The sequence below is a fragment of the Algoriphagus faecimaris genome (genome assembly GCF_900101705.1).
Classification (GTDB): Bacteria; Bacteroidota; Bacteroidia; order Cytophagales; family Cyclobacteriaceae; genus Algoriphagus; species Algoriphagus faecimaris.
In genome coordinates this window covers 18,503-33,389 of the sequence record NZ_FNAC01000032.1, presented here as the reverse complement: position 1 = coordinate 33,389, position 14,887 = coordinate 18,503, and the positions used below count along the sequence as shown (strand labels likewise).

At 42.0% G+C, this 14,887-nt stretch carries 14 protein-coding genes; 6 read left to right on the top strand and 8 right to left on the bottom strand.

The features are described from left to right. Window positions 1-32: 32 nt before the first annotated feature. Window positions 33-1,103, bottom strand: a complete 1,071-nt coding sequence (mutY, locus tag BLQ57_RS15150; protein ID WP_087940392.1) for an A/G-specific adenine glycosylase — start codon at window positions 1,101-1,103, stop codon at window positions 33-35. Window positions 1,104-1,248: 145 nt separating this feature from the next. Between mutY and BLQ57_RS15145 the strand changes: the two genes are divergently transcribed. The 3 genes from BLQ57_RS15145 to BLQ57_RS15135 all read left to right on the top strand — a co-directional run bounded on the left by BLQ57_RS15145 (window position 1,249) and on the right by BLQ57_RS15135 (window position 4,145). Then, a complete protein-coding gene (locus tag BLQ57_RS15145; protein ID WP_087940393.1) occupies window positions 1,249-1,557 on the top strand; it encodes an HU family DNA-binding protein in 309 nt (102 codons plus the stop codon). A gap of 18 nt (window positions 1,558-1,575) precedes the next feature. After that, window positions 1,576-2,391, top strand: a complete 816-nt coding sequence (locus BLQ57_RS15140; protein WP_087940394.1) for a tetratricopeptide repeat protein — start codon at window positions 1,576-1,578, stop codon at window positions 2,389-2,391. A 182-nt stretch (window positions 2,392-2,573) separates the two neighbouring features. Beyond that, window positions 2,574-4,145, top strand: coding sequence for an Rne/Rng family ribonuclease (locus BLQ57_RS15135; RefSeq protein ID WP_087940395.1), 1,572 nt, complete (start codon window positions 2,574-2,576; stop codon window positions 4,143-4,145). Window positions 4,146-4,158: 13 nt separating this feature from the next. Here BLQ57_RS15135 and BLQ57_RS15130 read toward each other — a convergent pair whose 3' ends face one another. From BLQ57_RS15130 to BLQ57_RS15100, 7 genes are all read right to left on the bottom strand, one after another. Next, the gene (locus tag BLQ57_RS15130) at window positions 4,159-5,268 is read right to left on the bottom strand and encodes a DUF4221 family protein (protein ID WP_169712775.1); all 1,110 of its coding nucleotides are present in this window, start codon (window positions 5,266-5,268) and stop codon (window positions 4,159-4,161) included. Window positions 5,269-5,371: 103 nt separating this feature from the next. After that, window positions 5,372-6,133, bottom strand: coding sequence for a LytR/AlgR family response regulator transcription factor (locus BLQ57_RS15125; protein ID WP_087940397.1), 762 nt, complete (start codon window positions 6,131-6,133; stop codon window positions 5,372-5,374). Next, a complete protein-coding gene (locus tag BLQ57_RS15120) occupies window positions 6,130-7,146 on the bottom strand; it encodes a sensor histidine kinase (protein ID WP_087940421.1) in 1,017 nt (338 codons plus the stop codon). Before BLQ57_RS15120 ends, BLQ57_RS15125 begins: the two co-directional genes overlap by 4 nt. 162 nt (window positions 7,147-7,308) lie before the next feature. After that, complete coding sequence (locus BLQ57_RS15115; protein ID WP_087940398.1) at window positions 7,309-7,953, bottom strand: tetratricopeptide repeat protein; 645 nt, start codon at window positions 7,951-7,953, stop codon at window positions 7,309-7,311. Between the two features lie 11 nt (window positions 7,954-7,964). After that, window positions 7,965-10,124, bottom strand: coding sequence for a TonB-dependent receptor (locus BLQ57_RS15110; protein ID WP_087940399.1), 2,160 nt, complete (start codon window positions 10,122-10,124; stop codon window positions 7,965-7,967). Between the two features lie 115 nt (window positions 10,125-10,239). Beyond that, the gene (locus BLQ57_RS15105) at window positions 10,240-11,361 is read right to left on the bottom strand and encodes an amidohydrolase family protein (RefSeq protein ID WP_087940400.1); all 1,122 of its coding nucleotides are present in this window, start codon (window positions 11,359-11,361) and stop codon (window positions 10,240-10,242) included. A gap of 74 nt (window positions 11,362-11,435) precedes the next feature. Further along, a complete protein-coding gene (locus tag BLQ57_RS15100; RefSeq protein ID WP_087940401.1) occupies window positions 11,436-13,991 on the bottom strand; it encodes a M14 family metallopeptidase in 2,556 nt (851 codons plus the stop codon). Between the two features lie 93 nt (window positions 13,992-14,084). Here BLQ57_RS15100 and BLQ57_RS15095 point away from each other — a divergent pair, with 93 nt between their 5' ends. The 3 genes from BLQ57_RS15095 to BLQ57_RS15085 are packed head-to-tail and all read left to right on the top strand — an operon-like array spanning window position 14,085 to window position 14,738. Continuing rightward, window positions 14,085-14,351 (top strand): PLDc N-terminal domain-containing protein, encoded by a 267-nt coding sequence (locus BLQ57_RS15095; protein ID WP_087940402.1) that lies wholly within the window; start codon window positions 14,085-14,087, stop codon window positions 14,349-14,351. Beyond that, window positions 14,348-14,563 carry a PLDc N-terminal domain-containing protein gene (locus tag BLQ57_RS15090; protein ID WP_087940403.1) on the top strand — a complete coding sequence of 72 codons (216 nt, stop codon included), beginning with the start codon at window positions 14,348-14,350 and terminating at the stop codon, window positions 14,561-14,563. Before BLQ57_RS15095 ends, BLQ57_RS15090 begins: the two co-directional genes overlap by 4 nt. 1 nt (window position 14,564) lies before the next feature. Further along, window positions 14,565-14,738 carry a PLDc N-terminal domain-containing protein gene (locus BLQ57_RS15085; protein ID WP_087940404.1) on the top strand — a complete coding sequence of 58 codons (174 nt, stop codon included), beginning with the start codon at window positions 14,565-14,567 and terminating at the stop codon, window positions 14,736-14,738. Window positions 14,739-14,887 lie beyond the last annotated feature (149 nt).

The window sequence follows — 14,887 nt, the reverse complement described above, 5'->3', positions numbered from 1 at the left end:
TTTGATGAAAAGTAATTGAGAGATGAAGTTAATCAAAAGCCTTGATCCCTCAAAAAGTTCACGATCAACTTTGGTTTGGCCAAGTATTCCACCCGTTCTTCCTCTACGAGTTGATAGCCCTCTTTTTCAGCCCACTCTCGGAGTATGCCGAGATTTTCTTTTGGCACCTCCACTTCAGAAAAAACGGCATGGAGTCGCTGATGCGACAAAATGTGTCGGTATTTTTTTGGTATTTCCCTCTTTTCTTGAGCGATAGCGGGCATTTGAAGCTCCACAGAAGCAGATGCTGTGATCGATTCTACCTGGGGAAAATCAAAGAGTCCTTCCCAGATATCCCCTTTGACTCTTTTCTTCCAGACCCATTGATCTGCACATCTGATGAGGTAGTAGTGAATGTGCCTATCCTTCACCTTTACTTTATTCAGTTTTACAGGGAGATCCTTGACCATATTCTTGCTGTATGCAAAGCAAGACTCATGAAGTGGGCAGGAATCACATTCTGGATTTTTGGGTACACAGAGTCTCGCTCCAAAATCCATCATGGCTTGATTAAACTCTCCCGGTTGATCTTTTGGGATCAATTCATTAGCCAATTCTTCAAATTCTTTCTTTCCTCTGCCACTGCCGATATCGGTCTCGATACCAAAATACCTAGCCAAAACCCTAAAAACATTCCCGTCTACTACTGCTCTAACTTCCCCGAATGCAAAACTTGAGATCGCAGCCGCCGTATAAGAGCCCACGCCTTTAAGCTTCAAGAGTTCTAGGTACGTCTGAGGAAACTCCCCCTCTAGTTCACTCCATATATATTGGGCACAGGCATGGAGATTTCTGGCCCTGCTGTAGTAGCCCAAGCCCTGCCAGAGTCGAAGGACTTCTTCCTCTGAGGCCAAAGCCAAATCCTTTACCGATGGGAAGGCGTTAACAAATTTGTAATAATAAGGTAATCCTTGAGCAACTCGCGTCTGCTGTAGGATGATTTCTGAAAGCCAGATTTTGTAGGGATCGGAGATTCCTCTCCAAGGAAGCTCTCTGGGATTAGCCTCATACCATCGAATGATTTTAGATGAAAACAATTGATAATCAGCAGGTTTTGAATACATAGGGGTATAAAAACTTTTCAGTAAATTTGGGGAATTTTTATGGAAATGTTTTTTAATTGCGTTGGTTCTCGTACATTTGCAGTCCCAAAAACACTTGGTTAATAGGTTGTTAAGCTTATTTCAAAATTTCTAAATAAAAATCACAGTGACAAAAGCAGAAGTAATCACCAAGATTTCGGAGAAGACCGGAATCCAGAAGGATGATGTAACACAGACCGTTGAGGCCTTTTTCAAGGTTGTAAAAGAGTCCATGGCTGAGGGCGAAAACATCTACGTCAGAGGATTTGGCAGCTTCATCAACAAGAAAAGAGCGAAGAAGATTGCCCGTAACATCTCCAAAAATACAGCAATCGTAATCGATGAGCACTACATTCCGGCATTTAAGCCATCTAAAGTGTTTATCGAGAAAATCAAAAACAGTAAAAAAATCAAAGAACTTGCTCCTCAGGACTAATCCTAGGGCAATTTTGATATGAAAAAAAAACAACTCATTCTCATTGGCATCGGCATCTTGGCCATCATAGGATTGGCATCGCTTCCCAAGATTGTGGTGGATAATGATGGGCAGGCAGATGTCTCCGGAGCTGAACCCTCAGCATCTGCCGGGCAGTCCAATGATCCAGCTGCTATGCATGAGGCTGAGTTGTCTCCTGAAAAAGAAGCAGAACTAACTGCATTAAAAATCAGTTTGGACTCAGAGCCTAATGCTGATGCAGCCCGGTCTCTAGCTTCTCTTTACAGGGAAAAGTCTAAATACGATAGTGCCGCCTATTATTTGAGCAAAGTAGCAGCGACTTCCGAGGATCTTAGCCTCGCAGAGGAAACAGGAAATACCTATTATGAAGCCTTTACCTTTGCACTAGATCCAGAAAAAGTAGCCTACCTTGCAGAGCAGACACGGGACTATTTGAATAAAGTCTTGGAAAACGATCCAAGTCGCACGGATTTGAAATCCAAAATTGCCATGACCTATGTGTCATCTTCCAATCCTATGCAGGGAATCACCATGCTTCGGGAAATTCTCGAGCAGGACCCACAGGATGAGGAGGCCTTATTCAATATGGGAATTTTGTCCATGCAATCAGGGCAGTATAAGAGAGCAACTGAGCGGTTCGAGGAATTGATCAAATATCATCCGGAGAATCTTCAGGGGCAATTTTACCTAGGCGTGAGTTATTTCGAAGCCAATCAAAAAAATAAAGCAAAAGCTCAGTTTGAGAAAACTCAGGAAATGACCCAAGACACCATGATCTTGGAGACTATCCAAAGTTATCTAGACCGCTTATAATAATTGTATCACTATAAATTAATAAGACTATGCCTTGCGGTAAAAAAAGAAAAAGACATAAGATCGCTACACACAAGCGTAAGAAAAGACTAAGAAAAAACAGACATAAGAAGAAGTAATACACTTCTTCTTATTCTTGTTTAAAGACAAACACGTTCATTTACATTATATAAGACGAGATTTTGAGTACGGAATTGTTAATTGATTCTGCTCAAAACGGGAGTCGAATAGCCCTACTTCAAGACAAAAGCCTAGTTGAGCTGCATTCCGAAGGGATGGATAATCAGTTCAAGGTGGGTGATATTTACCTGGGGACAGTTCGCAAAATAGTTAACGGACTCAATGCCGCATTTATCGATGTGGGATACGAGAAAGACGCTTTTTTGCATTACCAAGACCTTGGGCCAAATTTCAGCAGCCTTACCAAGTTCACCAAAATGGTGCGCAACAACAACTTCGCTAATTACAACTTGAAAGGCTTTACGAACGAACCTGAAATAGACAAGATTGGGAAAATTTCCAATATCCTGTCGAAAAACCAGCAAATACTGGTTCAGGTCGTCAAAGAGCCTATTTCTACCAAAGGGCCTCGACTATCCTGTGAGCTCTCTCTTCCTGGTCGCTACCTCGTATTGGTGCCATTTTCGGATTCGGTCAACGTTTCCAAAAAAATCCGCAGCAGTGACGAGCGCAAAAGACTCTTGCGACTGATCAATTCGATCAAGCCTGCCAACTTCGGAGTAATCATCCGAACAGTAGCTGAAGGTCAATCTGTATCCGATTTGGATAAAGACCTTCGCAATCTTCTCACCAATTGGGAAGAAGGCATGGCCAAGTTGCTCAAAGCAAAAAGTCGTGACAAGGTAATAGGAGAGATGAGTATGGCTTCCTCACTTGTGAGAGACCTCCTCAATGAATCCTTCGATGCAATCACCGTAGAAGAAGAATCAACTTACGATCAGATCAGATCCTACATCAGGACAATAGCCCCTGAAAAAGAAAAAATTGTCAAGCTTTACAACGGTAAAGCAAAGCTCTTTGAAAGTTTTGGAATAGAAAAGCAGATCAAAAGCCTTTTTGGACAAACCGTCAGCCTTCCTCAAGGAGGTTATGTGATTATCGAACATACGGAAGCCCTCCACGTCATCGATGTGAATAGTGGCAATAAGTCCAATCAGGAAAGTGACCAAGAATCTACAGCATTAAAAACCAACCTGGTCGCTGCTAAAGAAATCGCCAGACAGCTCCGCCTCCGAGATATGGGGGGCATCATTGTGGTAGACTTTATCGACATGAAACGTGCCGAAAATAAAAGAGTCATCTATGAAGCAATGAAAGATGAGCTAAAACAGGACCGCTCCAAACATACCGTTTTGCCGCTGAGTAAATTTGGACTCATGCAAATCACCCGACAGCGTGTCCGCCCGGAGGTTAATATCGTGACGAAGGAAACCTGCCCGGCATGTAATGGCACAGGCAAAATCCAGGCTTCTATCCTGGTCGCCGACAAATTAGAAAAAGATCTGGATCATATGGCCACCATCCAAAACGTGGACAAAATACAGATCGGGCTGCATCCCTACCTGCACGCATACTTCACCACAGGCATGATTAGCCGGAGAGTGAAGTGGTTTTTCAAGTATTACAAATGGATTAAACTGATCAAAGATTCTTCCCTACCGGTGACGGAATACAGATTCCTAGACGAATCTGGAGAGGAAATAGAACTTAAAGTAAAAAGCGAGACTGAGTAAGTCTCGCTTTTTTTTATTTCCTCATTTTAGAGAAATCCAACCGGACAAAGCCAACCTCTTCTTCCCCGCCCAAAAATCCAATGGCATAATAAAAACCATCAGGAGTAGAAAAACCATTCCCATTTCTGGGCATATTGAGCTCACCCAACTTTTCAAAATTCTCGTCTAAAACAATCAATTTCACCTTATATGGACCTTTAGTCTCACGCAACGCTTCAGACCAAAGGCCCGTAATCACTTGCCTGAGATATACCCGATTCACCGGATCATAAGTAATCCAAGTATATCGAGCAGAATTATGATCTGGCGAATAAACAATATACTCCCCTTGCTCTTCAGTTCGGCCTTTGAGAAATTCAAGGGTTTGGTCGGTTGAGGCATCTATCCACTTTTTCTCATCAGCCGATATCAGCAGCAAACTATCCGAAATAGGAAAGGAAACCAGAATTTCTTCAGTTGCAGAATTAAAATAATGGCTATAGGGGCCAAGGTTCGTGTCATCATAATATTCTTTGGATGCTTCAGGGAAAGAAAACTCAATATGAGAGCTCGATTGATTCTCCAAGTCATATCGAAGAATCCACTTTTGATAGTCCATGATTTCTTCCTTCAGTAAATAGGGCACATCAGCGATAATCAATTCATTTCCAATCTTTGTAATCGGATTACCGGGCAATACACTATAATTAACATAAAGCCGCTCGGAAGGTACTCCCGGTAATTCCCATCTGGCCAAAACATTTCCTTCAAAATCTGCCTGTATCAACTTCGTTTCAGCGGCAATAAAGAAAATACCTTCACCGGTGATCACGTGCTTGAAAGTACTGCTTCCTATGCCATCCGGACCCTCCCTCATATAAAATTGTTCCAAGACCTTTTTCCCTTCAGGATAGCTAAACCCTACCAATTGCAAGCGCTGAAAGTCCAATAGAATTCCTCCGGAATCTGTTTCCAAATAGATTAAAGATTCAGAGATCTGAGCAAGGCTTTCATCCTTTTCCAAAATGAGCGTATCTACAATCAAGTCTTCAAAAGTGAAATTCACTAAGGATTTTTCTTCAGCCCTTTCACAGGAAAAAGAGAATAGGGCAGCAGTAGTGATAAAGAATATAATTCGTTTCATATAAAAGATATTAAAACATAGGTAGTTTTCATCCAAGATAGACATTCGTAGCATAAAAATTTAATCATCCTACTCTTATCCCCAACTGAAATTTGAAAGGAGACTATTGATCAAGCCAAGCTTTTAAGTCGGAAACTTTCTCCCTACTGACCAAAATATCCTTGTCATCACAGTACTTCAATTTTACTTTCAATCGGCTATTCGAATAAACACTCACCTCAACTATAGAATCAAAGGCGACCAAATATTTGCGATTGAGACGGAAAAAATAATTAGGATCAACCTGGGCCTCAGTTTGCTCCAGTGTTTGATCAAGCACAAATCGCTTTCCCTCTCTATTGATTAAAAAAGTCACCCGCTCTTCCGAACAGAAATATAAAATATCCTCACTCAAAATACTCTGAATCTTTTCTCCAAATCGAATCAAAAACCGTTGTTTAAATTCTGATTTTGGAGTGGAAGATTGAAGCAGTTGCTGAAGCAAAGCAGCATGGAATGAATTGGGTAATTTTTGATTTTTAAACTTATCCACAGCCCGCTTCAAATCCGCTGGATCGATGGGCTTTAAAAGGTAATCGATAGCATTGACTCGAAAGGCTTCAATCGCATATTGATCATAAGCTGTAGTAAAAATTACAGGTGTGGATAACTTTACTTGTTGGAAAATTTCAAAGCTTAATCCATCAGCTAACTGAATGTCACAAAAGACCAAATCAGGATGTGGATAAGTCTGGAAAAACGACACGGCAGACTTAATACTATCTATAGGATTAAGAAAATGGCAGCTCTCAAAAAGAGGTTTAATAAGCTGAATCAATCGGTTAGCGGCAAGCTTCTCATCCTCTATAATCAAAATTGAGGTCATGATATTTTCAATAAGGGGAGTTGAACAATAAACTCTTTTTCTGTCTTTCGCACCTTAGGCATTCGGTCTTTGAGCAATTCATAGCGTTGAGAAATATTGGCAAGTCCTACTCCAGAAGAGCTATCTGAATAGGAGGATTTAGGCTGAAGACAATTACTTATCCACAATTCATCTTCCCTCTTTTCGATGTGGATAAGTAATGGATTTTCTTCACTTGCCACATTATGCTTGACCGCATTTTCCAATAGGAGCTGAAGTGAAAGAGGAGGAATCCAGTAATTACCCCGAGCGGAATCTGAAAAGGTAAACTGTAAACTATTGCCAAACCGAATCTTTTGAAGGTCGAGGTAATTTCTCGCAAAGTCTAGCTCCTTCTCAAGCGTAACCAAATCTTCCTGTTGCACATCCAAGACATAACGATAGATCTTGGACAGCTTTTGAATAAAAGCAGCTGAGCGATCGGCATCTTCATAGACCAAGCCTGAGAGCACATTTAGAGAATTGAATAGAAAATGTGGATTAAGCTGATTTTTCAAACTTTGGTATTGAAACGCTAGCCTTTCAGATTTGAGCTGCTCCGCTTCGATAGCAGATTTTCGCCATTCTCCAAGCCAGGAAGATGTAGTGAAGATTGCCATAAATACCAAAGCAATAAGCATCGGAGTAGTCGTGAAATTAGCAATACTCTTCCATGGAATAGCCGATAACTCAAACTGTCCGTCCAAATAGGTGTAGATAAACACAAAAAGAAAAGAAGCAACAAAAGAATAGGCCATGTACGTTGAAACTGTAAGCAGAAGACGCTTGGCAGGCTTGTGAATCCAACTAATTCGCTTTTCGTAGAAGTCTTCTACCCTTCCCCCTCCAAAACTTAAAATCATCGAAATCATAAAAGAGAAAAAGAACTCAGGAAGCAGGTTTTTAATCCCCTCCCAGGATAAAAAGCAGGTGGGACAGAATAATAACATTAGTAAGCCAGCAATCCCTAAATTGATGGCAATAAAAGAACCCATAGTACGAAGGGGTTTTTTAAAGGGCTTGGCTTTTTGGTTACTGTTCTGATTCACTGTCGAAGGGTAAGTTGATGCTGTTCTTTTGAAAACACATATTAATAAAAGTATCGAAATGGAACCCAATTTATTTTCAAGACTCCATTTCGATTGTACTCTATTAAATTAATTACAAGTAGAATAGAGCTCCTTTGCGGCAACTTCTCCCCAAGTAGGCAGGATGTAATTGTTATCTATTTTGACCTTTTCCTTTTCAAAAAGCTCCAAGGATATCCTCGCCATACCACAAGCTTTCTCCGGTCCATTACCAAAGAACTGAGCCATTCCTTGCTCCATTTGTGCCATTAGAATCACTGCACGAGGATTTCCCCTATCCTGCGCTATCGCAGTACCAAATAGTTGCATCACCTGAGGGCTAAGCTGCTGCCCGCGACTTGCCGGATCCAAACTTAATTTTCCCATCAAAGCATAACCATGAAGTGCAGTAAGTTCTGAATTTCCGGGAGATAACTTTTCCGCCCGTTTAATCTTTGAAATAGCCTGGTCAAAAGTCGCATCCTTTTCTCCTTCAAAACGAAAAGCCGACTCAATTTCTACCAAAGCCGCATAATACAGCGGCAGCCACTCAGTGGCATTAGCCTCGGCTATTCGCATGAACCCATTGCTTACTTCTATCCCCTTTTCACGACTTTCCACCTGACGCATAGCATCCAATTGCTTCAACATGGCTTTTTCATAAGCCGGATCAAATCCAAAACCTTGAGAAAGAAAGCAAACGAAGAGAACGAGAGTTGATACTAGATTTTTCATAATGTATTGATTTAGAGATTATTTAATTGATTAGCTGATTTATCTTTTGATAGAGTAAGAAAAACTCCGAGGAAAAAGAATCTTGGGGCGGGCTGTCCAATTGCCTGTGATTCAAAATTCCCTGTTGAATTTCGTTCCTGCGCATATTGATAACCAAAGACATTTTCTGCACCGAGCACATTGGAAATGGCCCCGTGAATGATCAAGTTTTGTTTTGGTAAATAGCTCCAGCTCAAACTCAGATTCTGAAAAGACTGAGTTTTCCGGTTCATCTCTCCCGGAAAATTGGGATCCGTATAGGGAAAACCATCATTCCAAGAAAAGCTCGCTCCCAATTGAGATTTTAATTTCCCTACAAAATGCTTGACCACCATTGAAAAATTATGGTTGGGAGCAAAACCCGGCTGAACTTGGGTCTGAAATTGATCAAACTGCCTTTTGCTATCCACAAAGCTGTAGGTAATCCAATAGTCTGTGTTTTTTAAGCTTTTACGGTCTCTAAAAAAGATATCCACACCCCTTGCAAAGCCGTCTCCAGCGTTTTTAGGATTCTCGGGAAATTGTGGATAACCCTCAAACACTACCAAATTAGAATAGGATTTGTGAAAAGTTTCTACTCGGAAAGTTATTCCATCTTTTTGAAGTAAATAATTTAAAATCAAATGATTGGAGTTTGTGCTCTCTAATTTTGGATTTAAAACACGTAAGTTATCCACAGGAAGCTGAGAGAATTTTCCAGCAGCAAAGGAGAGTTGAGAGTCATCAGCTAGACGAAAAGCCAAAGAGAATCGGGGGTCCAGCCAAGACTGCTTAGCTAAGCTGCTGGCACCAGCCCTAGCCCCTGCCCGAAGCACCCAATTTTTGTTGAGATAAAAATCCCACTCTGAAAAAACGAAAAGCTGCTGATCTTCAAAATCCCTTTGAAAACTACCTCTGCTTAGGACTTCCTCATAGGAAACATTAAAGTACTCCAGCCCTGAATTGGCTGAAAGCCGATCCGAGAAGTCCTTGATGCCAGCAAACTTCAAATGGAGAAGTTGCTGCTTTCGATGGATTGGCAAAGTATCTACCTGCAACTGATCCCTATTGGAAGAAAATGCAGCCCCTGCAAAAAGCGACCAATCATTTTCAACGCTTTTTCTCCAGTTGCTTTGCGCAAAGCTGTAGGAATTTTTCAAATCGATAAGTTGTGCTCGCTCATTTTCACCGGGTTGCTTATCCCAAAGCTTCATTCCACTGCCTTCAGATCTAGCCAACACTTTCCAAACCCCGCCATCCTTCATTTTCTTTTGAAAAGCCAACTCCGCATCCCTCCCAAAAGGGGCTCGCTCAAAATCGAAATCCTGCTTGATCAAGCCTTGATAAGGCTTCAAATCAAAGTAGTTCACTGAAGCGGTGAGACTTTGTTTCTCGTTGGCTAAGGTGTGGGAATAGCCCCCACCTACGGACATCAAGCTTAAATCACCCTGACTCCGAAGAGAAAGATCTTTAGTATTGAGAGCCAATGTCGAGGAAAGTGCCTGCCCATATTCAGCAGAATAACCTCCTGTAGAGAAAAAAGTACCCTTAAAAAGATTCGGATTAAATCGCGTTCGCGTGGGCACATTTCCTGCCGTAGTCCCATAGGCATTTCCTACCCGAAGCCCATCAATGTAAATTCCAACTTCACTCGCATCCCCTCCACGAACAAAAAGCCGACCATCATTCCCAACGGTACTCGTACCCGGCAAGGTCTGGAATGCTCCAACAATATCGCCCATAGCGCTTGGAGTAGTCACAATATCCAAAGGCCGGAGAATAACAGATTTTTTTTCATCTGAAGCCTCCATAGCACCAGCAGAAATCGTCACAGCATTCATATCCGTAATCGCTTCCTTCAGGTACTGATCTGCAAGCGTCAGCTTTTGCCCTTCACATTCGATTTGAATTTCACTACTATGAAAACCCATCAGGCGAAAAACCAACTTTTGAGTTCCTTCAAGATCGGTTTGGAAGTCAAATTCACCCTTTTCATCAGAGCTGCCTCCATCGTAGCTGTTTTGGATAAAAACATTTACCCCGGGTAAGGCAAGTCCATTCTCATCCAGAACCCTTCCACTAATCTGCGTTTGGGCAAAAACCCAAGATTGATTGAGAAAGAAAAAGAAAAAAAGAATAAGTCGCTGATTCATTTCGATTCGTATTTGAACCGAAATAGCAATGCATCCGAGTCAGATAAAAATCAAGCTGACTGAACTGTCAAAATCAGGAACTGAACTATCAAAAATGCTGACTGGAATATCGCCCCTATTCCGGAAAAACAGAAGCATCCATTCTCGGCACAATACGCAGGGCATTTTTATAATAGACCTTTTTCAACACTTCATCAGGCAGTCCAAGGCCATACATTCTCCAAAATGCATGGTACTTTTTGTAATAAGGGAAATACTCATCCTCAGTCTCCAAAACCCGGAAATAGGTATGAAATTCCTCTGGATTATAGGCATCCTTACCAAACAGCAATCGATCTTGGTATTGTATAAAAAACGCTTTGGCGCGTCTTGGCTGCCTTCCAAACTCGGCAATTACTGCCCCGATTCCAAAGTTTACATTTGGATAGCGATCCAAGTGCTCACCAGCCTTATCTAGGTCATTAGCCATCCAGCCCATATGCGCATTGATAAAGGTGGTATTGGGATGCTTTTCGAATACGTGATGCTGCTCAGCGATGATTTGCTCAAAAGGAGCAGGATTCGTAGCCGAACGCGCCCTATTCGGGTGAGTTTTGAGTTCTAGCCAGCGCTCATTATTGGCATCCATAGGCTGCCAAAATTGTGCAGGATCTGCCGAGTGAATAATTACAGGGATTCCCAATTCACCAGCTTTTGCCCATACCGGATCCAAATCGGGATGATCCACAGGTACTCGCTCTCCATTGATATCCTTCACATTCAATCCCAGGCTTTTGTAAATTTTCAAACCAACAGCTCCAGCCTGCACGTCTTCCTCCAGTTCTTTCACCGCAATTCTAGACCAATTTTCATCCCCAAATCCTGCAAAATTCAAGTTGGTAAACACCAAAAATCTTCCAGGGGCATGGGTTTCAAACTCCTGCATCATGGATTTGATATACTCCTGCTGCGAATTACTATCGCCACGTCCAAAACCTCTTCCACTTAAGTTGACCAAAACTCCCATATTCAAGGCTTTCATATCCGCTAACAGCTGATCGATTTTTTCCTTGGTAATTCCCCCCTGATGACTGTGAATGTCCACAAAGGGAAATTTAGCCCTTGTCACAAGATTCTCAGGAACCTTCAAGGTAGAGGGTGGATTGTATTCCTCAAAACTCATTTCCTGTGAAAATCCGACAGATTGAATCGATCCAGTTAAAATGGCGGCAAGAAGAACTTGGGATAGTTTATTCATGAGACGGTAATAGGTTTTTTAGGGAAAAGCTTAAAAAATCCCGATCTCAATATGAAATCGGGATTTGAAATAAATTAGCGGGTAGTGCCACCATTGATCACCTGACCAAAGAAAATGGCATTCATGTAGAGTTTATTGGTACCAAACCAAAAGGCTCTGAAGTTCATATTATCAGCAAAAGCGACCACACGGCCTCCACCCACTCCTGCTACTTGAATCACAGAACCGTTTTGCAAACCCGGAACATTGCTGGGGTGCAAATAACCGGAAGCTAATGGGCTATCAGTGTACACAAGTGGGTTGGCATATGGATTTGTAGATGGCTCCACAAATAAATTGTCATTTCTGAAAGTATGAATTGCTGAATCAGTATAACCGTAGCCAATCGGGTGAGTCAAGTCAAGCTTTGCATTGAAAATCGCTCCACCAGTAACTTTTGCTCCCGTAGCATCACGGTAGATTTCATAGGGCTTTTGAAGACCTTTTTCATCATTGTCCACAGAACGGAATTTGATATCTGCGATTTCACTTTGTGCCAGCCATCTCAGAGCTCCGCCTTTTGCAATTAGTGTATTCCCTCTGCTCACCCAGGTTTTGATCGCTTCAGCACCGGATTTACCCAGTCCATTGTAGCGGCCATCCGGCATCAATATCACATTGTATCGATCAATCACCGAGCTGCTCACCCGGTCCATAGGAAGCAAGGTAACCGGCATCTCATAGCGCTGATCCAGCAAATGCCAAATCTCTCCCGCCTCATAGCTATCCACTCCTCCATCTACTAGCAGAGCGATTTTGGGAGTTGTCAGCGGGCTGATAAAGGTGGAGCCCATGTTGATTCCAGCCGTATATCCAGTCGAAATCGCGTGAATATCCACGGTCGATTGACGGGCTATTTCTTGTAATTTTTGGAAAAAGGCCTGATCGGAATGGCTTGTCTCCCCTTTATCAATCAGAATAGTTCCTCTTCCAAATTCTTTACCCTCCGGCGTGGAAAATGGGGCATTAGCCACTCTGACACGGAAACCTTCCTCGAGCAATTGATAAGCGGCTTTAGGCGCATAGTAATCTGTCCACTCCATAGCGTACTGATAGGCACCAGCCTCACCCACTACCTGTCCAGGAACAAGGGAAAAGTCTTCTTTAGTGATTTCTTCTACATTAGCCAAATTCAAAATACGGCTATTCAGAGCCATATAATCCAAATTAAAGGCCATGGGATAAGTCCAGGCAGAAATATCATAGAATAAGGAATCCTGGAATTCTGTCCTCGTTTCAAACATGGCCTTTATCAATCGATACTGCGGCTGATCAGCAGGAACGATGTAGGAGTTTTCACTTTTAAATTGTCGGCCATTCACGGAAATATCTTCCTTTAAACTGTAGACTTTGATATCATGCTGCAAGATCAAATCTGCTAAATGGAAACTTCGCGCATCGTCTTCTGCACTTCCAAAAATGTAAGCCTTGTTGACGTCGGCATCAGTTTCATTCTTAATTTCGGTATAGAAATCCTTCATAAACTGATTGAGTTCCACTCGCATTTCCTTAGCGGCTTCGTAGGAAGAAAGATTGGCAGTAAACTGATTGCGAATCGTAAAGGGAAAGCTTAACATACCATTAGCTGACTCCTGCAAATGACCTCTGGAACTGGCCTGCTCAAAAAGAATCCCAATCGAACCTTGTACATCCGGATAGGTAGAACCTTTTCCATAATAGAAGTCATCGTAATTCTCCTGATTGTAATACAAGGAACCGATTTTATCCAAAGCTTTGGCATGGTATCGGCCGATTTTCTCAGTTAGTTCAAAATTCCGCTCTGGAGTCAGTGGGTGAGTTCGAGACGGCTCTCCCGGCTGAAAAAAGAAGGTACTATTGGTTCCCATTTCGTGGAAATCCAGATGGATATTGGGCAACCAACTTTGATATACTTTCACGCGATTTCTGGACTCAGGGTGCTGCACAGGCAGCCAATCTCTATTCAAATCAAACCAATAATGATTGGTACGGCCACGAGGCCAAGCTTCATTGTATTCCCTACCATTAGGGTCCCCATTGAGATTGTAGGCTTTGTGGGAGTTGACCCAAGAGGCAAATCGATTTAGCCCATCAGGATTGATTGCCGGATCGAGTAGGAGAACGATATTTTCCAATTCCGATTCGATCTCATTAGCTGCTGCAAAGTGATAGGCGGCAAGAAGTGAAGCATTGGCTCCACTAGGTTCGTTGCCATGCACCGAATAGCCCATAAACATTACCACCGGCATCGATGCAATGTCCACAGAGGCATTGGGTAAGCGGAGTTTTTTCCGGTCAGCTTTGATTTGATCCAATCTTCCCAAGTTTTCAGGGGAGGTGATCGTCAAAAGGGTCTGAGGTCTTTTTTCGTAACTCCTTCCCGTTTCCTCGAAAATCACCCGATCCGAAGCTTCCGCCACAGCTTTCATATACATGACGAGCTGATCATGGGTCACATGCCATTCACCCACCTCATAGCCAAGGACTTCCTTGGGAGTGGGAATATCGGGATTGTAGGTATAGCCTTCCGGCAAATAGTAACTCATGTCCACTTGGGCATAGCTGGCGCTGTACAACAAGGTCAGACAAAGTAGGATTAGGCTTCTTTTCATTTTTATTTGTTTATAACTTTCGACTAAATTCTTACTAATTTTTTTCAAAAAAAGCTATTTTAGAGCAGTGGTAAAAATAATTGAAGAAACGATATGGAATTAATTTCACCCGGAAGCTTATCGACAGGACTTTGGATTCGGCAATTGTCCATGCTGGTGTACCTTGGATTTTGGGTCTATGCCCTGATCGATGTGTTGAGAAATGAATTCAGGGGAGCCCATGAACGTCTGATGTGGATCTTGATCATACTATTCGCACCCATTGTCGGGACATTTTTGTACTTATCCATGGGGAGAAGGGCAAGGAGAAGGAGAGAATTCAAACCAGATTTTCAAACCAAAAATAATTCTAACTCATGATTACCTTTATTATGAATATGGGAGGATCTTTCCTGATTTTCGGATTGCTATATTTGATTTTATGGATTTATTGCTTGGTGGACATCATTCGCTCGGATTTCAAAGATCAAAACATGAAGCTTATCTGGGTTTTGATAATTCTCTTTGCGCAGGTCTTGGGGCCGATTGCTTATCTCATTTTAGGGAAAAATTCAAAAATAAACGCCTACTAATATGTTTGGACTCGGTATCATCGGATTAGCCATATATGCCTACACAATTTATGATGTGGTCATCAGTAATTTTGCCAATGAATCAGACAAAATCATCTGGATTTTGATTGTAATTCTGGTTCCTCTCCTAGGAACCGTTTTATGGTTTTTGGTGGGTAGAGGAAAAAGGATCTGATTCAAGTTAGCAAATCGCAGTTTTATACTTCAGTACTGTAGGATAGAATTCCACCATTCGCGCTCCAAAGGAGTATTCGAGCCTGATTCTCAAAAACCCCAAAAACTTCAAGAAGCTTCCTAATCTCGCTTTATCAAAAAATTAAGCCT